The organism is Comamonas brasiliensis (genome assembly GCF_018292285.1).
Taxonomy (GTDB): domain Bacteria; phylum Pseudomonadota; class Gammaproteobacteria; order Burkholderiales; family Burkholderiaceae_C; genus Comamonas; species Comamonas brasiliensis.
Genome location: NZ_JAANES010000005.1, coordinates 201,923 through 222,532, shown reverse-complemented (window position 1 = coordinate 222,532; position 20,610 = coordinate 201,923). Strand labels below are relative to the sequence as shown.

Below are 20,610 nucleotides of genomic sequence, written 5' to 3'. Positions count from 1 at the left end.
AAGGTCTGGGTGATGTCAGCTGGCCGAGGCCGGAATCGGAACCAGGCCGGAATCCACATCGGCATTCTGCGCGCGGTGGCGCAGCGCATGGTCCATCACCACCAGCGCCAGCAGCGCCTCGGCAATCGGCGCGGCACGAATGCCCACGCAAGGGTCGTGGCGCCCCTTGGTGATGACTTCGGTGCTCTGGCCGTGCACGTCGATGGACTCACGCGGCGTGATGATGGAGCTGGTGGGCTTGATGCCGATGCGCACTTCCAGGTCCTGGCCGGTGCTGATGCCGCCCACGATGCCGCCCGCGTTATTGCTGCGGAAACCCTCGGGGCTCAGCGAGTCGCCGTGCGTGGTGCCACGCTGGGCCACGCTATCAAAGCCTGCGCCGATCTCCACGGCCTTGACCGCATTCAGGCCCATCATGGCGTAGGCGATGTCGGCGTCCAGGCGGTCATACAGAGGCTGGCCCAGGCCGACCGGCATATTGCTGGCGTTCACACGCAGCGCCGCGCCGCAGGAATCGCCGCTCTTGCGCAGCTGCTCCATGTATTCCTCGAAACGGCTCACATCGGCCACGGGCGCGAAGAAGGGGTTGTGAGGCACATGCTCCCAGCTCTCGAAGCCTATGGACAGCTCGCCGATCTGGGTCATGCAGGCGCGGAACTCGGTACCGAATTTTTCCTTGAGCCATTTCTTGGCCACGGCACCTGCGGCCACGGTGGGCGCCGTCAGACGTGCCGAGGAGCGACCGCCGCCGCGCGGATCACGGATGCCGTACTTCTGGAAATAGACATAGTCGGCATGACCGGGGCGAAAGCTCTGCGCAATATTGGAGTAATCCTTGCTGCGCTGATCGGTGTTGCGGATCAGCAGGGCGATCGGCGTACCCGTGGTCTTGCCCTCGTACACGCCGGAGAGAATCTCCACTGCATCGGGCTCGTTGCGCTGGGTGACGAACTTGCTGGTGCCTGGGCGACGCCGATCCAGATCATGCTGGATATCCGCCTCGCTCAAGGCCATGCCCGGGGGGCAGCCATCAATCACACAGCCAATGGCCGGACCGTGGGACTCACCGAAATTGGTGACCGTGAAAATTGTGCCGAAGGTATTGCCGCTCATAGACCGTCAATTATGCCTGCAGCGCCTGCTCACCACCGCGGCTGACTGCTGCCGGGCAGCATGGATGCATGGTCCCAGGCCACCGGCGTGTGCGAGAACCTGGCGCTGTGACGCACGGCCTGCAACCTGCCAAAGCCGCTGTCCAATGTCTGCAGATAGGGCGCGATATCAGGCCTGGCCTCTGTCCAGGCATGGCCCGCTACCTGCACCCGCCCCAAGCCACGCAACCAGTGCGCCACACCAGCCAGGGTGACACGCACACGCCAGCTCCCTCCCTGTTGCGCTTGACGAAGCAAGGCGGTCTCTATGCCAAAGGCCAGCCAGAACCCTGCACCATAGTCCAGCGCCTGCATGGGCAGCGCGCGGGGCTGGGCCGAGCCATGCGCGGCGGCCTCGTCCTCGTTGATGCCGCTGGCCGTCTGCACCAGAGAATCAAAGCCGCGCCGCCCGGCCCATGGCCCCTCCCATCCATAGGCGCAAAGTTCGGCCACCACCAACCCGGGCCGCATCTGCAGCAGTTGCTCCGTGCCAAAGCCCTTGGCCTGCAAAGCCCCGGGGCGGTAGGCCTGCATGAAGACATGGGCACCCCCTACCAGCATGCTCAGGGCATCGCGTCCTGCGACCTCATTCATATCCGCATATGTGGACCGCTTGCCCCTGCTGGTATCGGCAATAGCCTCGATATTGGGCAAATGCGGGCTGTTGACCAGCATCACATCCGCGCCATAGGCGGCCAAAGTACGCCCTGCAACCGGCCCGGCCAGAATGCGCGTGAGATCCAGCACCCGCAACCCCGCCAGCGGCCGCTGCCCGTTCTGTAGTCCCGGCCAGGGCAATGCTGGAGCATCGCCCACTCGCTCTATCTGCACCAGCGCAGCCCCGGCCACCTCATCTTCCTGGCCCAATGACTGCCACTGGGCATGGCTGCGCGATGCGGCCACCGGCAAGCCACGGACGGCTGCCTGTGTCTCGAAGTCCTGCGCACGCCAATGGGCCAGAGCCTGAGCCACGGCCTCGCGTGGAGTGGCTGCGCCCTCGGGCAGCCCCAGCAAGGCCAGCGCCCCGTCGCGGTGATGATCGAAATTGGCATGAATACGAACCCAGCCTGGTTCGCCCACCGCCTGGCCGCAGGCATACAGACCGGAGACTGGCGCCCATTGGTCAGGCCTTCGTCCATCCAGGGTGAAATAGCCGCTGGACTCGAATGCCGCATGCTGGGCATCCACCGTCACCACTTGCACAGGGCGACGGGGCTGACGCAGCTGCTCTATCTGCGTGGCCGCCAGCGCTGCCGCGGCCACGCTGGCCTGCACAGCATCCACCACGGCAAAGCTGCTGACAAAGCCGCGAGCCCTGCCCGTCAACTGCAGCTGCGATAAGGCCTGTGCTGGCAAACCGGCCAACTCCCACTGCTGCTGCAGCGCTGCACGAGCCCGCTGTGCGGACGCTGCGGAAGAAGAACAGCAAAGACTGGTTGTAGACATCGAAACTCCTGGCAAGCGCCGTAAACCCATGTCTTGCATTGCACGCGCCATGGTCCATGGCCGTCAATCTTGATTGGGCCAATCGACTGCGGCCAGCACACACTCGCCATCAACCAATCGGCAGGCGCTACGATGCAAGGCCATCACCCTTGATCGCCTGATCGACTGCCCATGTCCGCTGATATGCCCTCCTCCTCCCCATGGCTGCAGGCGGCAGAAGCTGCAGCCATGCTGGGGGTGCAGCGCGCCAGCCTCTACAGCTATGCCAGTCGCGGCCTGTTGAAGGCTCAACGACTGGCCGGCAGGCGCGGCACCGTCTACCTGCTGTCTGATGTACAGCGTCTCGTGCGCCAGCGGCAGGCCGTGCGCAACCCCGCACAACTGGCCCAATCCACCCTAGACTGGGGTCAGGCAGTGCTGGACTCGGCCATCACCCTGGTGCGCGACGGACAGCTTTACTACCGCGGCCACAGCGCCGTACAACTGGCACAGAGCGCCACGTTGGAAGAAACCGCAATGCTGCTCTGGCAGCAAGGCAGCGCAGGCCCCGCCGGGGTCGATGAGCCACCGGCAATGCGGGGGGCTCGTCACATGCCCCGTTGCGCGGCACAGGCACTGGCCACATGGTTTGGCATGGCAACGGTGCCGGGAAATCATCTGGCACTGCTTCACTGCATGGGAGATGTATTGCTGGGTCTGCCGCCACCAGCCAGCGCATCCAGTTCAAAGCCATCTGCGCAACCTGTGACGCTTGTGCCACTGCATCAGCGCCTGGCCGCCAGCTGGCAGATCGATGCAGATGCTGATGCCAACGTCGATGCCGCCAATGTGCTGCGTAGCGCCCTGGTACTGTGCGCCGACCATGAGCTCAATGCATCCAGCTTTGCAGCACGCGTGGTTGCGTCCACCGGCGCCAGCCTGCACGCCAGCGTCGGAGCAGGGCTGGCCGCATTGTCCGGCCCACTGCATGGCGGCATGACCCAGCACATCAGTGCTCATTGGGAGGAATGGCATGGCAGACCGCCCAAGACACCCCTGGCAGCCTCGTTGCTGGCCTTGCTGGAAGCCACGCAGACCGGTCAGACACCGCACTACCTGGCAGGATTTGGCCACCCGCTCTACCCTTCAGGCGACCCGCGCAGCGCCTACCTGCTGGCCCTGCTGCCATTTGACTCCCAGCGCGAAAACCTGATCGACCAGGTCCATGCGACCACTGGACTACACCCCAGTCTGGACTACAGCCTGGTGGCCATTGAACGCGCCCTGCGCCTGCCGCCAGGCGCGGCCTTTGTGCTGTTTGCCCTGGGCCGCACCGCGGGCTGGATCGCCCATGCGCTGGAGCAGCAGGCTACGGGCCAGTTGATACGACCGCGCGCGCAATACACCGGCGCCCAGCCCACTACAGACGTGGAGGCAGCGCCCACGCAGCTCGGCCGCATCATCCGCTTCTAGGCGGCCTTCGGGCCGCAAAAAACGGCCCGAAGGCCGCCTGACTCAGATGCAGAACTGCTGCGCAGTCATTACTCCGCGCCCTGGCGCTCGCCTTCGGGCCAGTCGCGGATATAGGCCTTGAGCATGCGGTTCTCGAAGTTCTGGCTGTCCACCACGGCCTTGGCCACGTCATACAGCGAGATCACGCCCATCAGCATGCGCTTGTCCATCACCGGCATATAGCGCGCATGGCGATCCAGCATCATGCGGCGCACCTCGTCCATATCGGTTTCCATGGTGCAGGTCATGGGCGCGTCGTCCATGGCGCCGCGCACGGAAATATTCTCCACGCCGCCGGTCTTCACAAAGCCCTGGATCACTTCGCGGAAGGTGAGCATGCCCACCACATCGCCGTGATCCATCACGACCAGCGAGCCGATGTCCTTCTCCGACATCACCTGCACCGCTGCGGCCAGGCTTTCATCGGGCGACACCGTGTACAGGGTATTGCCTTTGACGCGCAGGATGTCACTAACTTTCATTGCTGTTCTCCGAAGTCTGTTTGGCACGCTGTGGCAGCTTTTGTCCTGCATGTGTCAGCACATGCGGCATCGCTTTGCACAGAATGCAGGTGCGTGCACAAATATAGCCCACAATGGCTTGCATTGAGAAAAACTAAAACAATGACGAAACATATGAATCTCTACATATTTAATCGTCTATTCGACCAAATTGATCTTTGATTGCCTGCTCGATCACACATTGCGTCAATCAATACCAGCCATGGAGACACAACATGCCCGGTTACTCTGACCCCGGCTTCGACACCCTGAGCCTGCATGCAGGCGCCCAGCCCGACCCCGCCACCGGCGCACGCGCCGTGCCCATCCATCTGACGACCTCCTTCGTCTTCGAATCCAGCGACCACGCGGCCAGCCTGTTCAATCTGGAACGCCCCGGCCATGTCTACAGCCGCATCTCCAACCCCACCAATGCGGTGCTTGAGCAACGCGTCTCGGCCCTGGAAGGCGGCGTGGGCGCGATTGCCGTGGCCAGCGGCCAGGCGGCGCTGCACCTGTCCATTGCCACGCTGATGGGCGCGGGCAGCCATATCGTGGCCAGCACGGCCCTGTATGGCGGCTCGCAAAACCTGCTGCACTACACGCTGGCGCGCTTCGGCATAGAGACCACCTTCGTCAAGCCAGGCGACATCGATGGCTGGAAGGCTGCGGTGCGCCCCAACACCAAGCTGTTCTTTGGCGAAACCGTGGGCAACCCCGGCCTCGATGTACTGGACATTCCCACCGTCAGCCAGATCGCCCACGAGGCCGGCGTGCCGCTGCTGGTCGATTCGACGCTGACTTCGCCCTGGCTGATCAAGCCTTTCGAGCACGGCGCGGACATCGTCTACCACTCGGCCACCAAGTTCCTGTCCGGCCACGGCACGGTGATCGGCGGCATCGTCGTCGATGGCGGCAACTTCGACTGGGAAAAATCGGGGCGCTTTCCCGAGTTGACCCAACCCTATGACGGCTTTCACAACATGGTGTTCAGCGAGGAGTCCACCACCGGCGCCTTCCTGCTGCGCGCCCGCCGCGAAGGCCTGCGCGACTTCGGCGCCTGCATGAGCCCGCACAGCGCCTGGCTGATCCTGCAGGGCATCGAGACCCTGCCGCTGCGCATGGAACGCCATATGCGCAACACCGAAAAGGTGGTGCAGTTCCTGGCCAGCCACCCGTTGGTCAGCCGCGTGGGCCACCCCATGCTGGAGACCCACCCCTCGCACGTCCTGGCCAGAAAGCTGCTGCCGCGCGGCGCCGGCTCGGTGTTCAGCTTTGACATTGCCGGCAACCGCAACCAGGGCAAGAAATTCATCGAAACGCTGAAGGTCTTCAGCCATCTGGCCAATGTGGGCGACTGCCGCTCGCTGGTGATCCACCCTGCAAGCACCACGCATTTCCGCATGAGCGACGAGGCTCTCGCCCAGGCCGGCATAGGCCAGGGAACGATCCGCCTGTCGATCGGACTGGAAGACGCCGACGACCTGATCGACGACCTCAAGCGCGCGCTGAAGGCGGCCGAGAAAGCCGTCTGATGCAGGTTCGAGCCTTCACGCCGGCAGACACAGAGGCCGTCGTCCAGCTATGGCAAGACTGCGAGCTGACCCGCCCCTGGAACGATCCGCACAAGGACATTGCGCGCAAGCTCAGCGTCTCGCCCGACCTGTTCTGGTTGGGCTGCGACGCGGATGGCCGGATCATCGCCAGCATCATGGTCGGCTATGACGGCCACCGCGGCTGGATCAACTACCTGGCCGTGCACCCTGCGCATCAGCGCCGGGGCCATGCACGCCAGCTGATGCAGCGCGCCGAACAGACGCTGAGCGAACTGGGCTGCCCCAAGCTCAACCTGCAGGTGCGTGCGGGCAATGAAGCGGTGCTCGCCTTCTACGAAAGACTGGGCTATACCGACGACCGGACGCTGAGCCTGGGCAAGCGGCTGATTCCCGATCTTTGAGCCGCCTGCATCGCCTATTTATATAAAAAACAGCCTCTAGCGCTTACCCATACTGCGGAGACAGCTATGTTTTTAGAAGTCAACAAGGCCAATATCTACGCCTACACCGGCGGCAAGGCCTTCGATGCGGCCAAGCCCACGGCCATTTTCATCCACGGCGTGCTCTGCGATCACAGCGTCTGGGCACTGCAAAGCCGCTATATGGCCAATCACGGCTGGAACGTGCTGGCCATCGATTTGCCCGGCCATTGCAGAAGCGGCGGCCAGGCCCCGCAAACTGTCGAAGAGGCCGCGAGCTTCATCGGCGCCCTGATGGATGCGGCCGGGTTGCGCAGCGCTGCCCTGATAGGCCATAGCTGGGGCAGCCTGATTGCCATGGAGACTGCGGCCGGGCTGCGGGAACGCATCAGCCATCTGGTCTTGGTGGGCACGGCCTTTCCCATGAAGGTCTCTCCCGCGCTGCTGGAGTCGGCGTTGAATACGCCCGAGAAAGCCATACAGATGGTCAACACCTTCTCGCGCGCCACGCTGGCGCCGCCCAATGGCGCGGGCAGCTGGGTATTTGGCGCCGGCATGGCCCTAGGCCGCCGCGTGCTGGCCAGCAACACGGGCACGAATCTGCTGCATGCGGGCTTCAAGGCCTGCGACAGCTATGCAGGTGGCGAAGCCGCCATGACCCAGGTCAGCTGCCCGCTTCTGTTTGTGCTGGGCGAGCAAGATCAGATGACCCCGCCCAAGGCAGCCAAGGGACTGATCGATGCAGCCAGGGGCGCAGGCAAGACCACCAAGGTTCAGATCATCCCCAACGGCCACAACCAGATGACGGAGTCACCGGACGCGACGCTGTTTGCGATTCGGGATTTTCTGGCTGCGTAGGCCATTAAGCTTGGGCCATGAGCCAAACCTTCCAGCACCACGGCCAACTGGCTGACGCCTGCGCCGAATGGGCCAAGATTTCACTGAACGGTCTGCAGCCCCGGCGCAATCTCCACCTGAGCGACAAAAAAGCCGACTGGAAGGAGGCACTGAGCGCGCTCAAGCGCTTTGCTGGCAGCGATAGCTATCAAGCACCCCAGGATTTCAAGGCACATGCCGCGCTTGAAAACTACTGGAAATGGAAGGAAGTGGGCGAGCAGGCACGCTGGCTGCTGATCTATGGCATCGATCTGGGCCTGAGCGGTGATGTGCTGCGCCCCATCTACCAGGAAGTGGCCGCGCTGTGGATTGATGCTGCCTCGGTGGCCGAGCATGCGCGTGCCAGCATGGGGCAGGAAACCGGCGCGGACTATGGCGTCGCTGCACCCATCAACACGCGCACTGACGAGTACGCCATTGCCGTGACCCTGCTGTCATTGGCCACATTGCTGGATGCACAGGACGACGTGCCGGCGCTTGATGAGCATGTGCTGGCCTTCGATACCGACCAGTTGCTGGATTACCTGTGCGCAGGCGGCCTGCAGTTGCAGCAGGTCAGCGAGGAGCTTTTCCACAAGCGCCCTTACGGCGCCATGAGGCCTTTTTTCGAACAGCTCGAAGCCCTGCCTGACCCACTGCTGCCCTATCTGCAAACCCAGTACCAGGAGTTCCACAAGCTCTCGCCCAAGCAGCAGAAAAAAGGCGGCCCATGGCTGGGCACGGGCTACTGGGCACTCGAGGTCGCCGCCTTGGCCGTGCTCTACGGCTGGGATGACAGCGCCCTGCGCGCCAGCCCGCACTATCCGGCCGATCTGGTCGACTACGCCCTCGGTCGCCTGGATCAAGCTGAGTCAGGCGATTCTTGACAGGAAAGCCGCGATGCGGCCGCTGATGCGATCGGGCAGCTCGCGGTGCGGCACATGGCCGCCGCCGGCGATGATTTCCGCTTCGCAAGGGCCTTGCGCCCAGGTACAGATGTTCTCCGGATGCACCAGGGAGCCGAATTCATCGAGCTCGCCATGGATCGCCAGCACCGGGCAATGCACCTGCTTCAAGGCCGCATCCAGCCGGTAATGCGCAAAAGGCGGGCTCAGCCAGGTGTCCACCCAGGCCGACAGCACCCAGGCCGCCTTGTCGCCATGGTAGCGAGCGAGCCGCTCCAGCTGGCCGGGCTGGGCAAAGTTGTCACGCGCCGCCCTGATGCCCTGCAGCGTGCGGTCTTCGACAAAGCTTTGCGCCGACTCGGTAATCAGCGCCTGGCATTGCCGTCCATACGCAGCAGCCACCATGGCCGCCATGCCGCCGCCCACGCTGTGTCCCAGCATCACGAAATCGCCCAGGCCCAACTCTCGGTGAAGCGGCGCGAAACCGGCTTCAACCTCGCCTTCCACAAAACTGGGTTCAAGCCGATGCGGATTGGGGTCCGAATGGCCGAAGCCCAGGCGGTCATAGGCAATGACTTCGCGCCCGGTGGCCGCAGCCAGCTGGGCGGGAAACTCGCGCCACAGATCGACACTGCCCAGCGAGTCGTGCATCAGCACCAGTGGTGCCTTGGCGGCCCCGCCCTGCGCTTGCCAGCGCTTGACATGCAGCTGCCCGTCGGGCGTCTGAACACGGGTTTCACTGGAGCTGATCACAACGGGCGGCATGGTGTCGTCAAACATGGGCAGTGTCTGGGTTGAAGAACTAGGGATGGTGCTGCCACCTTAGCAAGAGTGCGCGGACAGAAGCCGGACCGGTGGCGAGAGTGGCCGCAAAAATGGCGAATCTGGCCGATTTTGCGCAGTCTTGCCGTATGCAGCCTGTCGTTCAGGTGACGAAGCGCGCTTGCGGCGACTTGGCAGCACTCGCTAACCCGCTGGCCCGCCCGGGCGGTCGGCAGTATAAAAACAGCATCCACTTCACCGGGGTTCGCCATGTCACAGACCACGACCTCAGAACCGGACGGCGCTGTCAAAGCCAGTGTCGATCCGCGCCAGTTCAGGAGCTTTGCCGAGTTCTACCCCTTCTACCTGGGCGAGCACAGCAACGCCACCTGCAGACGGCTGCACTTCATAGGCACCAGCCTGTCGCTGGTGTTTTTGCTGGCGCTGTTCCTGACGGGCGACTGGTGGTATTTGCTCGCAGGCCTGATCTGCGGCTATGCCTTTGCCTGGGTGGGGCATTTCGGCTTTGAGAAAAACAGGCCCGCCAGTTTCAAGCGCCCGCTCTACAGCTTTCTGGGCGACTGGATGATGTGGCGCGACATCCTGCTGGGCCGCATCAAGATGTAGCACCCCGTCCCGGGCACGCCCATTGACCTCTTTTGTGGACAGCTAAACGCTGCTCATGGATTCATGCGCCGCCTGCCATCGGCGGCCCGAGCGCCCGCCCATATATTCATAGATATTCGTTTTCAGTCATCAAACTCTATGAATATTTCCGCCAGGAGCAGCAATCAACTCCGCCACGGTCATGGCATCGAGCTGGGCGCGCTGCCACAGAGGCCGCACCGCCTCGGACGGTTCAAGCAACAGGCTCTGCACCAGAGGCTCTACCCGCGTGGCCTGCGGGTCGACCAGCAACACATAGCGCGGCTCGGTGCTCTCCAGCGATACATAGGCATCGGGCGGCTGTACGGCCCCCACCCAGTCCAGCTTGGCCAGCGCCTGCAGCACGGGCTGAATCTGGGAGGCCTCCACACGCAGGCGCCGCGACAGCTGGTGCACATACAGACCCTTGTGCGGCAGCTCGCGCTCCTTGGCCAGGCATTGCAGCACCTCGACGGCCAGCTCGAACTGCCAGCCGCGGTGCCCCGTCATGCGCTCCACGCCGGTGAGCACAGTGGGCAGATAGGCCGTGACCAGAGCCCCCAGCAACACAATGCTCCAGGCCACATACATCCAGATCAGCAGGATCGGCAGCGTGGCAAACGCGCCGTAGATCACCGAGTAGGTCGGCACGGACGACAGATAGAGGCCCAGCACCTTCTTGGCCACTTCCATGAACACGGCCACAAACACGCCCCCTACCAGCGCATGGCGCCAGCGCACCGGTGTGTTGGGCACATAGTGGTAGAGCCCGGCCATGCCAGCCGCGAGCACCACGAACTCTATGGAGTCAAATACAAAGCGCAGGCTACCCGGCAGCGCGTTGACCAGGCCCTTGGAGGCCGACATCACATAGGACGACAGCACCAGGCTCAGGCCCAGCAGCAGCGGCCCCAGCGTGATCGCGGCCCAGTAAATCAGCACCCGCTGGCCCAGCGGCCTGAGCTGGCGCACGCGCCAGATGTTGTTGAGCGTGCGGTCTATGGTCAGGATCAGCGCAATCGCCGTGACCATGAGAATGGAGAAGCCGACCAGGCCCAGCTGGCTGGCCTTGGAAGCGAACTGGGTGAGATAGCCCAGTACCTGGCGCGCAATGGTCTCGGGAATCAGGCTGTCCATCAGCCAGCGCTCCAGCACCTTCTGCGCCTTGCCAAAGATCGGGAAGGCCGTGAACAGAGCCAGCGCCACGGTAAAGAACGGCACCAGCGCCAGCAGCGAGGTAAAGGTCAGGCTGCTGGCAGTCACGCCCAGCCGGTCTTCCTTGAAGCGCGCCAGCAGCACCTGGGCCGTGTTGTGCCAGGGGAAGGTGCGCAGGCGCTGCTGCGCCCGGCGGCTTCTGCGGCGCAGCTCAGTCCTGAGCTCCTGCCGGCTGGGCATCTGGGGCTTGGGGATGCGCCCGGCCAGATCCTTGCAGCTAGCCGCCAGCGCCCTGGCCTTGTCGAGTCTGCTGCTGCGCGGGCTCTGGGCAACGCGCTCCGGGCGCGGGTCAGGACTGTCGGCGACTCCTGAAACGCAAGCATGCTCCGCCTTCTGGGCCTGGGCTGGCGTCGCATTCGGCGTGGAATAGCTGGTCCAGCCCTGAGCTCCCGTGCTGAATGCTGCCGCAGGCGATACCGCCGGAGCCGGAACGGGCTCGGGCAGGCCCATGCTGCGGTCAGGCTCGTCCAAGGGCTCGAACACCGGCTCCAGCGGCAGGCCCGGACCATCGAGGCTGGGCTCCTGGCGCTGATCGAGCGGCCCTGCACCCGCTGCCTGCGCTGCTGCAGGCGCGTCCGTCGAAGCCGGCTGCGCCGACAGCTCCCTGTCCTCGGTCACCGGCCTGGCTTGCTGCGTCTTGCCTTCCAGCGCGGCCCAGAAGCCGGCACGCTCGTTTTTCTTCATGACGGCACTCCTTCTCGAACGCAAAAGGAGGACGGGTGCTGCGCAACATCAAGCGCAGAACGCAAAACAAAACGACCGGATTCAAACAGGGCTGGCATGACCGATATGATGCCACTGCTATGACCGACGCCCTCTCGCCCCAAGCCGCCGAAAACACTTCTTCACCAATCCAGCAGCCAGGCTCCGACGTGGCCGCCACGCGCTGGTTGGCCGTGGGCAGCCTGCTGGCACTGATGCTGCTGTGCGTGGCCTGGGAGCTGTGGCTGGCCCCGCTGCGCGAAGGCGGCACCTGGCTGTTTCTCAAGGCCCTGCCACTGGCCTTTGCCGTGATCGGCCTGCTCAAGCGCCGCATGTACACCTACCGCTGGCTCAGCCTGCTGGTGTGGCTCTACTTCACCGAGGGCGTGGTGCGGGCCTGGAGCGATGCCGCGCCCAGTCGCTGGCTGGCGCTGGGAGAGGTGGCGCTGTGCGTGCTGCTCTTCATCGCCTGCGCAGCCCATGTACGCCTGCGCCAGCGTGCCGCCAGGGCGGCCCGGCTCAATCAGGCGTGATGCCTTCGAACTGCGCCAGCGTCTGCACCTGCGCCGCCAGCGCATCGAACAGCAACTGCGCGGCCGGCGACAGCGCACGGCGCGGGCGCTGAATCAGCAGCGTACGGCGCAGGATGCGCGGCTCGTCCAGCAGGCGAAAGCCCAGATTGCCCTGCAGGCCCAGCGAAGGGTGACGCGCCGTCAGCGCCGGAACAATGCTGACCCCCAGACCCAGGCTCACGGCCTCGAACAGCAATTGCGGATTGGACAGGCGCAGTGGTGTCTGCAGCAGGTTCTGCGGCATGCCCGGTGCCGAAGCCAGCAGCTGGCTGATGGCGGTGTCGGTGGTCAGGCCCACAAAAGCCAGATGGGGCAGCTGGGCCAGATCGGCCGCCGTCAGCCGCCCCGCCTGCAGCAGAGGTTCATCGAGCCTGGCCACCAGCCCCATGGCATCGCTGATCAACGGCTGGGTCAGCAGATCGCCACCGGCCGGGTGCGCCGCGCCCACGCCGAAATCCACGCTGCCGGCCTGCACACGCTGGGCGATGCCTTCGGCGCTGTCCTCGATCAGATCGACCTCGATGCCCGGATGCCGGGCCCGCAAGGCCGGCAGCACCGGCAGCAGCAACACCGACAGCACCGACGGAGCGGCAGCAATGCGCACCTTGCCGCGGCGCAGCGCGGCCAGATCGCCCAGGTTCTGAAAGCCCTGCTCCAGCATGTCGAAAGCCTGGCGCACATCGAGCAAGAAGGCCTGACCGGCGGCCGTCAGCCCCACGGTGCGCGTTGTGCGGTCAAACAGCCGCAGGCCCAGGGCCTCTTCCAGCTGCCGGATGGATTCGGACAGGGCCGACTGCGTCAGGCACAGCTCGCGGGCTGCCGGGGCAAACGCGCCCTGGCGCGCCACCTCGTCAAAGGCGCGCAGCTGGCGCAGGCTGATATTGTTCGGAAAAACCGGCATAACCAAGCAATTTATTTCGATTGCCCCGTAGTCTGCCATGCTCTACGCTTGCGGCTTCATGGTTTTCCGGCTGTGCCCCTGTGCCTGGCTTAGGATTTCCGTCTGTTTTCCCTCTCTGCCGCCCATGCTGCGGCCTGCTTGCCATGACCTCCACCGCTTTGCTTGAATCCCTGCGCCAGATTGTGGGCGCCACCCATGTGCTGACAGACGGCGATCTGACCGCCTACGAGCAGGACTGGCGCAAGCGCGTACACGGCAAGTCCCTGGCCGTGGTGCGCCCCGGCAACGCGGCCGAGGTGGCCGGCGTGGTCAAGGCCTGCGCTGCAGCCGGCGTGCAGATCGTGCCCCAGGGCGGCAATACCGGGCTTTCCGTAGGCTCCACCCCCGACGACAGCGGCCAGCAGGTCGTGCTCAGCCTGACGCGCCTGAACGCCGTGCGCCATATCGACAAGGACAATCTGACCTTCACCGTCGAAGCCGGCTGCATTTTGCAGAACCTGCAGGATCTGGCTGACCAGCAGGGCCTGCTGTTCCCGCTGTCGCTGGCCGCCGAAGGCAGCTGCACGATTGGCGGCAACCTGGGCACCAACGCCGGCGGCACGCAGGTGGTGCGCTATGGCAATACCCGCGACCTGTGCCTGGGCCTGGAAGTGGTGACGCCCCAGGGCGAAATCTGGGACGGCCTCAAGGGCCTGCGCAAGGACAACACCGGCTATGACCTGCGCGATCTGTTCATCGGCAGCGAAGGCACGCTGGGCATCATCACCGCCGCCACCATGAAGCTGTTCCCGCAGCCGGCCGCCCAGCTCACCGCCTTTGCCGCCGTACCCTCCATGGAGGCCGCCGTGCGCCTGCTGGGCCTGGCGCACCAGCATCTGGGCGCGGGACTGACAGGCTTTGAAGTCATGGGCCAGTTTGCGCTGAGCCTGGTCGTCAAGCACATGCCGCAGCTGCGCGTGCCATTTGCCGACATGGGCGACGAAGCCCCCTACTGCGTGCTGCTGGAGAACAGCGACAGCGAGTCCGAGCAGCATGCACGCCTGCGCTTCGAGCACCTGCTGGAGCTGGCTTTTGAAGACGGCTGCGTGGTCAACGCCGTGGTGGCGGAGAACCTGACCCAGGCCCATGACCTGTGGCATATCCGCGAGAGCATTCCCCTGGCCCAGGCCGAGGAAGGCCTGAACATCAAGCACGATATCTCGGTCGCCGCCTCGCGCATTCCCGCCTTTGTCGAGCATGCCGACGCCGTGCTCAAGCGCGAGATTCCCGGCGTGCGGCTGGTCAACTTCGGCCATCTGGGCGACGGCAATCTGCACTACAACGTGCAGGTGCCCGAAGGCGAAGACGGCAAGGCCTTTCTGCGCGACAAGGAGGCCCTGGTCAACCACCTGGTCTACGAGGCCGTGGATGCCTTCGGCGGCTCGTTCTCGGCCGAACATGGCGTGGGTGCGCTCAAGACGGACAAGCTCGAAAAATACCAGTCTCCCGTTGCACTGCAGCTGATGCGCGCCATCAAGCAGGCACTGGACCCACAGGGCATCATGAACCCCGGCGTGGTGCTGACGCGCGGCTGATCCCGCCGCCATCGATAAAAAAAGCCCTGCCATGACCGGCAGGGCTTTTTTCTGGCCGCAGCCAGGGCTTCAGTGGGTGGCCACGATGTTGCGCAGCATGCTCTGCACCGCACTGGGCCAGGGAATGTCTGCACCATCCACATCGGTGAACACGGTCTGCTTGCCCTCGCTGAGCAGCCAGACGCGCAGGCCGTTGCGCACCGGGTCTATCACCACGGCAGCCATTTCCTCGCCGCCCTGATGCTGGCGGTTGCCCATCACGTACAGCAGGCCTGCGGAAGGCTCCAGCGGACCCAGCGTTTGCAGGTTCTTGAGCAGCGTGTCGTACTGATGGCCCATCAGCGTCTTCAGCCGCTCGGCCAGCACGCCGTCCTGCACATAGTCCACGCCGTCCCAGCGGTACTTGCCCTGCAGTGGCTTGAGGCTGTCCAGGCTCTTCTCGCCCTCCTTGACCACATGCGGGGCGCGCACTTCCTGCAGGGAGCTCGCGGCCGCCTCCTCGATCTGTGCCGTCGCGGCGGGCTCCTGGGTCTGTGCCAAGGCATCGGGCGGGGCGGCCGCGGCCGCAGCAGTGGTGCTGGGAGATGGGGCCTTGGTCTTGTCGCAGGCGACCAGCAGGGCCGCAGCCGCCAGCGCAAAAGCCGCAGTGCTCACAAATTTGCGTGACATAAACTCGCTCTCCTTGTTTCAGCTCGGTGGTCTTGCATGACATTGTGAAGCCAGCGGCAGCGGCTTTGGGACAGACAGGGCCTCGGGCCGGGTCATTGCCAACCACCAATCCGGCACGCTCGCGCACGTGGCACACTCGGGCTATCGCGGCCCTGCGGGCCCACCCTCTTCAAGAGCAGCGACACCTTGTGTACGCTGACGGCACAGCCAGTCTTTGCAAGTCTTTGACCGCTTTTTGCACCATGAACTCCACCACCTGCACCCTGCGCCCCGTGCGCTGCCAGTACGAAACCTTCATGCGCCATGTGTACGAGCACGGCGCATCCAAGACCGACCGCACGGGCACGGGCACGCGCAGCGTGTTCGGCTACCAGATGCGCTTCAACCTCAATGAAGGCTTCCCCCTGGTCACCACCAAGAAGGTGCACCTGAAGTCCATCATTCTGGAGCTGCTGTGGTTTCTGCGCGGCGACAGCAATGTGAAATGGCTGCAGGAGCGCGGCTGCACCATCTGGGACGAATGGGCCGACAAGCAAACCGGCGACCTGGGCCCGGTCTACGGCGTGCAATGGCGCAGCTGGCCCAAGGCCGACGGCACGCATGTCGACCAGATTGCCGAAGTCGTCAAGCAGCTCCAGAGCAATCCCGACAGCCGCCGCATCATCGTCAGCGCCTGGAACGTGGCCGAGCTGGACCAGATGGCCCTCATGCCCTGCCATTCCTTCTTCCAGTTCTATGTGGCCGACGGCAAGCTCAGCTGCCAGCTCTACCAGCGCAGCGCAGACATCTTCCTGGGCGTGCCCTTCAACATCGCCAGCTACGCGCTGCTGACCCATATGCTGGCCCAGCAATGCGGTCTGGAAGTGGGCGACTTCATCTGGACCGGCGGCGACTGCCACATCTACAACAACCACTTCGAGCAGGTGCAGACCCAGCTGTCGCGACAGCCTTTCGCCTATCCGACGCTGAACATCAAGCGCAAGCCCGACTCCATCTTCGGCTACGAATACGAAGACTTCGAAGTGCTGGACTACCAGCACCATGCCGGCATCAAGGCGCCCGTGGCGGTCTAAGCTGCCGCGCTTCGAATCACTATAAAAATCAAAGCTGCTATCGCTTGATTCAAAACGATTTCAGGTACTTTCTCACCTGAAATCCATAACTGACAAGCGTTAGCAGCTTCTTTATTGATAGCTATGGCCATTCAACTCATCTATGCCCGCGCAGCCAACGGCGTCATCGGCAAGGACAACACCATGCCCTGGCACCTGCCCGAGGACATGGTGCATTTCAAGGAGCTGACCCGGGGCTGCGCCGTCATCATGGGCCGCAAGACCTGGGACTCGCTGCCTGCGCGCTTCCGTCCGCTGCCGGGCCGCAGCAATGTCGTCGTCACCCGCCAGGCCGACTGGCAAGCCGAGCCGGCATCGGACCAAGTCCTGCGCGCCGCCAGCCTGCCCGAAGCGCTGGAGCTGGGCCGCAAGCTCTCGCAAGATGTCTGGGTCATCGGCGGCGCGCAGATCTATGCCCAGGCCCTGCCGCTGGCCGATGCCGTGGAAGTGACCGAAATCGGCCGCGACTTCGAAGGCGATGCCTTTGCCCCCGAACTGGGCGAGCAGTGGCAGGCCGTGAGCCGCAGCGAGCATGTCTCCGCCAATGGGCTGCCCTACTGTTTTGTGCGCTTCGAGCGCCGGGGCTGACGCTTGCTCCGGCCGTCCTGCAGTCCGGCACGAGACAAAACTCTCTTGCCCTCGCGGTGCTGCGTTGCAACAATTGTCAGCTTCACTGCATGACTGTCGTATGACAATGGCAAGGCAGCCTGCTGCAGCCTGAGCCCTCCAACCCCGCAAGCTATCGCCCTTCATCATGAGCCTAGTCCAGCCCCTGCCTCCTGGCGCCCTCGATATCGTTGGTGATATCCACGGCGAATACGCCGCGCTGGTGCAATTGCTGGGCCACCTGGGCTACGACCTCCAGGGCAACCACCCCGAAGGACGGCGGCTGGTGTTTGTCGGCGACTTCTGCGACCGCGGGCCGGACAGCCCTTCGGTGCTCGCGCTGGTCGGCGCCATGCTGGCCTCGGGCACGGCCCATGCGGTGCTGGGCAACCACGAAATCAATCTGCTGCGCGAAGATGCCAAGGACGGATCGGGCTGGTTCTTCGACAGCCGTATCGACTCCGATCAGCCCAAGTACGCGCCTTTTGCGCGCATGCCGGCCGAGCAGACTCCCGCCATGCTCGAGCAGCTCGGCCAGTTGCCGATCGCGCTGGAGCGCGAGGATCTGCGCATTGTTCATGCGGCCTGGCGGCCCGAGCAGATTGCCATGATTCGCCAGCTGCCCAGCGGCAGCGCACGCGCCGCCTATGACCACTTCGAGACGATTGCCGACGAGCAGGCCATCGCCCAATGCGTGGCCGAGCGCATGCGTCAGGAAGCGCTGAGCTGGCCCTACAGCCTGGAAGACTATCGCCACGAGCCGCCGTTTCTACCCGCCCACAGCGAGAACGAACTCAACAAGGCCATGGTCAACCCTCTGAAAGTGCTGACGGCCGGCGTGGAACGCGAATGCCGCAATCCCTTCTATGCGGGTGGCAAATGGCGCTTTGTCGAGCGCGTGGGCTGGTGGAATGAATATGAGGAAGCGCCTGCCGTCATCGTCGGCCACTACTGGCGCCGCCTGCGCCCGGCCGATGCACCCGCGCACGGCTCGCAGTTTGAAAACCTGTTCGGCGGCACGCCCCCGCTGTCCTGGCACGGTCTGCGCGGCAATGTGTTCTGCGTGGACTACTCGGTGGGTGCCCGCTGGCTGGACCGCCTGCGCGGCGACAACCCCGTGCAGCGCAGCAAGCTTGCCGCCATGCGCTGGCCCGAGCGCGTGCTGGTCTTTGACGACGGCACCCAGGCCGCATCGGAGAATTTCGAGCAGGCCGTGGTGCTGCGGGACTGAGGCTACCCGCCACATCGGCCACGCTGGCCAGGCGACTCCGCCCCCAGCCTGCTGTCAGTCTGCGTATGAAGGGCGCGATGCCTGAGGCCCGAGGCCAATCTCCCTGGCTATTTGGCGGGCGGCTGCCGCCCATGCTGCACCCACTCCTCAAAGGCCGATCCGTCGGGCAGCACACAGGTGTTCTTATCGGCGACGGCGCCTTTTTCCGTGTGCAGCACCCCGCCCTGTTTTTTGCAATTGGCTTGCGAAGGATTGCCAAAATTGATGGAAACAGATTGCGCGCAGCCGCTGACTGCCGCAACGACGATCACCATCCCGGCCAAGCTTGAAACATGTTTCATGGGGCCAATGTAGCAAAGCCCCGCACGCCGGCACAGGCCCATTGGACTTCAGGCCTGCAAAGACCGAAGTCGCCACCCGTGGGATACGGTGGACAGCCTTGCCGGTTTCAGAGATGGCCAGGCTTGCTATGCTGTCAGTCACTGCGAGAAAGATGCCCGCCAGGGGCTCTGTTTGGGTAGCCAGACTGGTAGCTGGAGGCCTTTTTACAGGTAGCCCCCCTGGAACCCGCATGCAATAAGGAAAGTTGAAGAAGATGAAAATCGCCACCTGGAATGTGAACTCTTTGTCCGTGCGACTGCCGCAGGTACTGGAATGGCTTGCCGCCAACCCTGTCGATGCACTGGGACTGCAGGAGCTCAAGCTCACCGACGACAAGTTCCCGCACATGGCTTTCGAGGAAGCCGGCTACAAGGCCGTCAGCCATGGACAGAAGACCTATAACGGCGTGGCCTGGATCACGCGCGAAACGGGCCGTGATGTGGTGCGCAACATCCCGGGGCTTGATGACGAGCAGGCACGCATCATTGCCACAACGATTGACTCGCCAGCCGGCGAGGTTCGCCTCATCAACGGCTACTTCGTCAACGGCCAGGAGCCCGGATCGGAAAAATTTGCCTACAAGATGCGCTGGCTGCAGGCCCTGCAAGACTGGGTCAAGGAACAGATGGCCTTGCATCCGCGTCTGGTGCTGGTGGGAGACTTCAACGTGGCCCCCGAAGATCGCGACTCCTACGACCCCGTCGGCCTCAAGGACACGATCCACCATACGGTGCAAGAGCGTGACCATTTCCAGCGCCTGCTGCAGCTGGGCTTGAGCGATGCCTTCCGCATGTTCCAGCAGCCGGAAAAAAGCTACTCCTGGTGGGATTACCGCATGCTGGGCTTTCAGAAGAATCGCGGCCTGCGCATCGACCACATTCTGGTCAGCGAAGCGCTCAGGAGCAAGGTCAGCGCCTGCAGCGTGGACCGCACTCCGCGCAAGAACAAGCAGCCCAGCGACCACGCGCCCGTGATCGTCACACTGGACTGAAGCCGCACGGCTCAGGCCGTGCCGTGGCTGAGCCACTGCAAGGCCTGTACCTGACCGCGCAGCAGCATCACATGCCGCTTGAGCAGCTTGGCGGCCTTGGCCGGCAAGTCCAGCTGCGCCGAGCGCTCGGCGCATTCCAGCCAGGTCTGCAGGCGCCGCAACACATCCAGCCAGGTCTCGCCCACCGTCACGCCCAGATAGTCAAGCCAGGTCTTGCGTACTCGCTCGAGCAGCCCGCTGTCGCCGTCATCCGCGGCCTCGGGTGGCGCTTCCACGGCAGCGCCGCCGAGCAGCTCCGCCAGCTCGGAGACCAGCTTGTGCGAGTCCTGCGAAAAGCGGCGCAGCGCATCGACCGCCATGCTGGAGTCCGCAGTCGTCAGAAACTGCCTGGAGCTCTGTGCAAAGCGCTGTCCTGCCTGCAGCACCAGGGCCAGGCTGCTCTGCGCCCTCTGGCCCAGCACGGCCTCCGCGACAGGCTTGGTCAAAGGGGGAGCGATCGCCCGGCGCCATGCCGCCTTGACGGCTGCCCTGACCTGAGACCAGTCCAGCAGACTGCCCCCGCAATGTTCCGACCAATGCTGGCGCAGCTCCGGCTCCAGGGACTCAAAGCTCCTGGCCGCCTGCCGAGGCCGATAGCAGCCAGCCTGCCAGCCCAGCAGATAGGCTGGATAGTACTGATCGAAGCCACGCCCGGGTACAAAGTAAGGCTCGTACATGTAGCGCTCGTGCCAGAAGGCCTCTTCGGCCTCCGGCATCTGCAGCAAGGGCGACAAGGCGTTCGACCCCGGCTCAGGCGGGAAAGAGATGGATAAGGGCAAGGCAGACAACGCAAACAGTCCAATCAACAAAAAGCCTGTTGATTTTTACCCCTGCGTCATCTGCTCCATGTCGTCAACCGTGATTGC

General features: G+C 64.0%; 21 protein-coding genes. 12 read left to right on the top strand and 9 right to left on the bottom strand.

What is annotated here, in order from left to right; all coding sequences use genetic code 11:
• Positions 1-15: 15 nt before the first annotated feature.
• Complete coding sequence (aroC, locus tag DJFAAGMI_RS20160; protein WP_211458669.1) at positions 16-1,113, bottom strand: chorismate synthase; 1,098 nt, start codon at positions 1,111-1,113, stop codon at positions 16-18.
• A gap of 29 nt (positions 1,114-1,142) precedes the next feature.
• Complete coding sequence (locus tag DJFAAGMI_RS20155; protein ID WP_211458667.1) at positions 1,143-2,597, bottom strand: CoA transferase; 1,455 nt, start codon at positions 2,595-2,597, stop codon at positions 1,143-1,145.
• A gap of 171 nt (positions 2,598-2,768) precedes the next feature.
• Between DJFAAGMI_RS20155 and DJFAAGMI_RS20150 the strand changes: the two genes are divergently transcribed.
• Complete coding sequence (locus DJFAAGMI_RS20150; RefSeq protein ID WP_249334580.1) at positions 2,769-4,049, top strand: citrate synthase family protein; 1,281 nt, start codon at positions 2,769-2,771, stop codon at positions 4,047-4,049.
• Positions 4,050-4,117: 68 nt separating this feature from the next.
• Here DJFAAGMI_RS20150 and DJFAAGMI_RS20145 read toward each other — a convergent pair whose 3' ends face one another.
• Entirely contained in the window at positions 4,118-4,570 is a 453-nt protein-coding gene (locus DJFAAGMI_RS20145) for a CBS domain-containing protein (protein WP_003053381.1), read from the bottom strand.
• Positions 4,571-4,824: 254 nt separating this feature from the next.
• Here DJFAAGMI_RS20145 and DJFAAGMI_RS20140 point away from each other — a divergent pair, with 254 nt between their 5' ends.
• The 4 genes from DJFAAGMI_RS20140 (at position 4,825) to DJFAAGMI_RS20125 (ending at position 8,326) form a co-directional block, all read left to right on the top strand.
• Complete coding sequence (locus tag DJFAAGMI_RS20140; protein WP_211458665.1) at positions 4,825-6,123, top strand: O-acetylhomoserine aminocarboxypropyltransferase; 1,299 nt, start codon at positions 4,825-4,827, stop codon at positions 6,121-6,123.
• Entirely contained in the window at positions 6,123-6,545 is a 423-nt protein-coding gene (locus tag DJFAAGMI_RS20135; protein ID WP_211458663.1) for a GNAT family acetyltransferase, read from the top strand. Before DJFAAGMI_RS20140 ends, DJFAAGMI_RS20135 begins: the two co-directional genes overlap by 1 nt.
• Before the next feature lie 66 nt (positions 6,546-6,611).
• Positions 6,612-7,421, top strand: coding sequence for an alpha/beta fold hydrolase (locus tag DJFAAGMI_RS20130; protein ID WP_211458661.1), 810 nt, complete (start codon positions 6,612-6,614; stop codon positions 7,419-7,421).
• 17 nt (positions 7,422-7,438) lie between these two features.
• Complete coding sequence (locus tag DJFAAGMI_RS20125; protein WP_211458659.1) at positions 7,439-8,326, top strand: PoNe immunity protein domain-containing protein; 888 nt, start codon at positions 7,439-7,441, stop codon at positions 8,324-8,326.
• Here the strand turns inward: DJFAAGMI_RS20125 and DJFAAGMI_RS20120 are convergent.
• Positions 8,312-9,124 (bottom strand): alpha/beta fold hydrolase, encoded by an 813-nt coding sequence (locus DJFAAGMI_RS20120; RefSeq protein ID WP_211458657.1) that lies wholly within the window; start codon positions 9,122-9,124, stop codon positions 8,312-8,314. The genes DJFAAGMI_RS20125 and DJFAAGMI_RS20120 overlap by 15 nt on opposite strands.
• A gap of 252 nt (positions 9,125-9,376) precedes the next feature.
• On the opposite strand from DJFAAGMI_RS20120, the gene DJFAAGMI_RS20115 reads away from it, so the two are divergent.
• Positions 9,377-9,733, top strand: coding sequence for an Mpo1-like protein (locus DJFAAGMI_RS20115; RefSeq protein ID WP_211458655.1), 357 nt, complete (start codon positions 9,377-9,379; stop codon positions 9,731-9,733).
• A gap of 129 nt (positions 9,734-9,862) precedes the next feature.
• Here the strand turns inward: DJFAAGMI_RS20115 and DJFAAGMI_RS20110 are convergent, their stop codons facing one another.
• Positions 9,863-11,146: a YihY family inner membrane protein gene (locus tag DJFAAGMI_RS20110; protein WP_249334623.1), complete on the bottom strand. Its 1,284-nt coding sequence runs from the start codon at positions 11,144-11,146 to the stop codon at positions 9,863-9,865.
• 539 nt (positions 11,147-11,685) lie between these two features.
• Between DJFAAGMI_RS20110 and DJFAAGMI_RS20105 the strand changes: the two genes are divergently transcribed.
• Positions 11,686-12,201 carry a DUF2069 domain-containing protein gene (locus DJFAAGMI_RS20105; RefSeq protein WP_211458651.1) on the top strand — a complete coding sequence of 172 codons (516 nt, stop codon included), beginning with the start codon at positions 11,686-11,688 and terminating at the stop codon, positions 12,199-12,201.
• Here DJFAAGMI_RS20105 and DJFAAGMI_RS20100 read toward each other — a convergent pair.
• Complete coding sequence (locus DJFAAGMI_RS20100) at positions 12,188-13,141, bottom strand: LysR family transcriptional regulator (RefSeq protein ID WP_211458649.1); 954 nt, start codon at positions 13,139-13,141, stop codon at positions 12,188-12,190. The genes DJFAAGMI_RS20105 and DJFAAGMI_RS20100 overlap by 14 nt on opposite strands.
• Positions 13,142-13,284: 143 nt before the next feature.
• On the opposite strand from DJFAAGMI_RS20100, the gene DJFAAGMI_RS20095 reads away from it, so the two are divergent.
• Positions 13,285-14,715 (top strand): FAD-binding oxidoreductase, encoded by a 1,431-nt coding sequence (locus tag DJFAAGMI_RS20095; RefSeq protein ID WP_211458647.1) that lies wholly within the window; start codon positions 13,285-13,287, stop codon positions 14,713-14,715.
• A gap of 69 nt (positions 14,716-14,784) precedes the next feature.
• Here the strand turns inward: DJFAAGMI_RS20095 and DJFAAGMI_RS20090 are convergent, their stop codons facing one another.
• On the bottom strand, positions 14,785-15,384 hold the full coding sequence (locus tag DJFAAGMI_RS20090) for a hypothetical protein (protein WP_211458645.1): 600 nt from the start codon (positions 15,382-15,384) through the stop codon (positions 14,785-14,787).
• A 242-nt stretch (positions 15,385-15,626) separates the two neighbouring features.
• On the opposite strand from DJFAAGMI_RS20090, the gene DJFAAGMI_RS20085 reads away from it, so the two are divergent.
• From DJFAAGMI_RS20085 to DJFAAGMI_RS20075, 3 genes are all read left to right on the top strand, one after another.
• Positions 15,627-16,457 (top strand): thymidylate synthase, encoded by an 831-nt coding sequence (locus DJFAAGMI_RS20085; protein WP_003053357.1) that lies wholly within the window; start codon positions 15,627-15,629, stop codon positions 16,455-16,457.
• Between the two features lie 123 nt (positions 16,458-16,580).
• Positions 16,581-17,084, top strand: coding sequence for a dihydrofolate reductase (locus tag DJFAAGMI_RS20080; RefSeq protein WP_211458643.1), 504 nt, complete (start codon positions 16,581-16,583; stop codon positions 17,082-17,084).
• Positions 17,085-17,250: 166 nt separating this feature from the next.
• A complete protein-coding gene (locus tag DJFAAGMI_RS20075; RefSeq protein ID WP_003053352.1) occupies positions 17,251-18,333 on the top strand; it encodes a metallophosphoesterase in 1,083 nt (360 codons plus the stop codon).
• 107 nt (positions 18,334-18,440) lie between these two features.
• Here DJFAAGMI_RS20075 and DJFAAGMI_RS20070 read toward each other — a convergent pair whose 3' ends face one another.
• Positions 18,441-18,674 carry a DUF333 domain-containing protein gene (locus DJFAAGMI_RS20070; RefSeq protein ID WP_249334577.1) on the bottom strand — a complete coding sequence of 78 codons (234 nt, stop codon included), beginning with the start codon at positions 18,672-18,674 and terminating at the stop codon, positions 18,441-18,443.
• A gap of 254 nt (positions 18,675-18,928) precedes the next feature.
• On the opposite strand from DJFAAGMI_RS20070, the gene xth reads away from it, so the two are divergent.
• Positions 18,929-19,705, top strand: a complete 777-nt coding sequence (xth, locus tag DJFAAGMI_RS20065; protein ID WP_211458641.1) for an exodeoxyribonuclease III — start codon at positions 18,929-18,931, stop codon at positions 19,703-19,705.
• Between the two features lie 11 nt (positions 19,706-19,716).
• Here the strand turns inward: xth and DJFAAGMI_RS20060 are convergent, their stop codons facing one another.
• Complete coding sequence (locus DJFAAGMI_RS20060) at positions 19,717-20,478, bottom strand: hypothetical protein (RefSeq protein ID WP_249334575.1); 762 nt, start codon at positions 20,476-20,478, stop codon at positions 19,717-19,719.
• Positions 20,479-20,610: the final 132 nt, after the last annotated feature.

Bases quoted from the DNA above. Each gene is read 5' to 3' on its own strand.
- aroC (WP_211458669.1), bottom strand. From the start codon at position 1,113: ATGAGCGGCAATACCTTCGGCACAATTTTCACGGTCACCAATTTCGGT.
- DJFAAGMI_RS20155 (WP_211458667.1), bottom strand. From the start codon at position 2,597: ATGTCTACAACCAGTCTTTGCTGTTCTTCTTCCGCAGCGTCCGCACAG.
- DJFAAGMI_RS20150 (WP_249334580.1), top strand. From the start codon at position 2,769: ATGTCCGCTGATATGCCCTCCTCCTCCCCATGGCTGCAGGCGGCAGAA.
- DJFAAGMI_RS20145 (WP_003053381.1), bottom strand. From the start codon at position 4,570: ATGAAAGTTAGTGACATCCTGCGCGTCAAAGGCAATACCCTGTACACG.
- DJFAAGMI_RS20140 (WP_211458665.1), top strand. From the start codon at position 4,825: ATGCCCGGTTACTCTGACCCCGGCTTCGACACCCTGAGCCTGCATGCA.
- DJFAAGMI_RS20135 (WP_211458663.1), top strand. From the start codon at position 6,123: ATGCAGGTTCGAGCCTTCACGCCGGCAGACACAGAGGCCGTCGTCCAG.
- DJFAAGMI_RS20130 (WP_211458661.1), top strand. From the start codon at position 6,612: ATGTTTTTAGAAGTCAACAAGGCCAATATCTACGCCTACACCGGCGGC.
- DJFAAGMI_RS20125 (WP_211458659.1), top strand. From the start codon at position 7,439: ATGAGCCAAACCTTCCAGCACCACGGCCAACTGGCTGACGCCTGCGCC.
- DJFAAGMI_RS20120 (WP_211458657.1), bottom strand. From the start codon at position 9,124: ATGTTTGACGACACCATGCCGCCCGTTGTGATCAGCTCCAGTGAAACC.
- DJFAAGMI_RS20115 (WP_211458655.1), top strand. From the start codon at position 9,377: ATGTCACAGACCACGACCTCAGAACCGGACGGCGCTGTCAAAGCCAGT.
- DJFAAGMI_RS20110 (WP_249334623.1), bottom strand. From the start codon at position 11,146: ATGCCCAGCCGGCAGGAGCTCAGGACTGAGCTGCGCCGCAGAAGCCGC.
- DJFAAGMI_RS20100 (WP_211458649.1), bottom strand. From the start codon at position 13,141: ATGCCGGTTTTTCCGAACAATATCAGCCTGCGCCAGCTGCGCGCCTTT.
- DJFAAGMI_RS20095 (WP_211458647.1), top strand. From the start codon at position 13,285: ATGACCTCCACCGCTTTGCTTGAATCCCTGCGCCAGATTGTGGGCGCC.
- DJFAAGMI_RS20090 (WP_211458645.1), bottom strand. From the start codon at position 15,384: ATGTCACGCAAATTTGTGAGCACTGCGGCTTTTGCGCTGGCGGCTGCG.
- DJFAAGMI_RS20085 (WP_003053357.1), top strand. From the start codon at position 15,627: ATGAACTCCACCACCTGCACCCTGCGCCCCGTGCGCTGCCAGTACGAA.
- DJFAAGMI_RS20080 (WP_211458643.1), top strand. From the start codon at position 16,581: ATGGCCATTCAACTCATCTATGCCCGCGCAGCCAACGGCGTCATCGGC.
- DJFAAGMI_RS20075 (WP_003053352.1), top strand. From the start codon at position 17,251: ATGAGCCTAGTCCAGCCCCTGCCTCCTGGCGCCCTCGATATCGTTGGT.
- DJFAAGMI_RS20070 (WP_249334577.1), bottom strand. From the start codon at position 18,674: ATGAAACATGTTTCAAGCTTGGCCGGGATGGTGATCGTCGTTGCGGCA.
- xth (WP_211458641.1), top strand. From the start codon at position 18,929: ATGAAAATCGCCACCTGGAATGTGAACTCTTTGTCCGTGCGACTGCCG.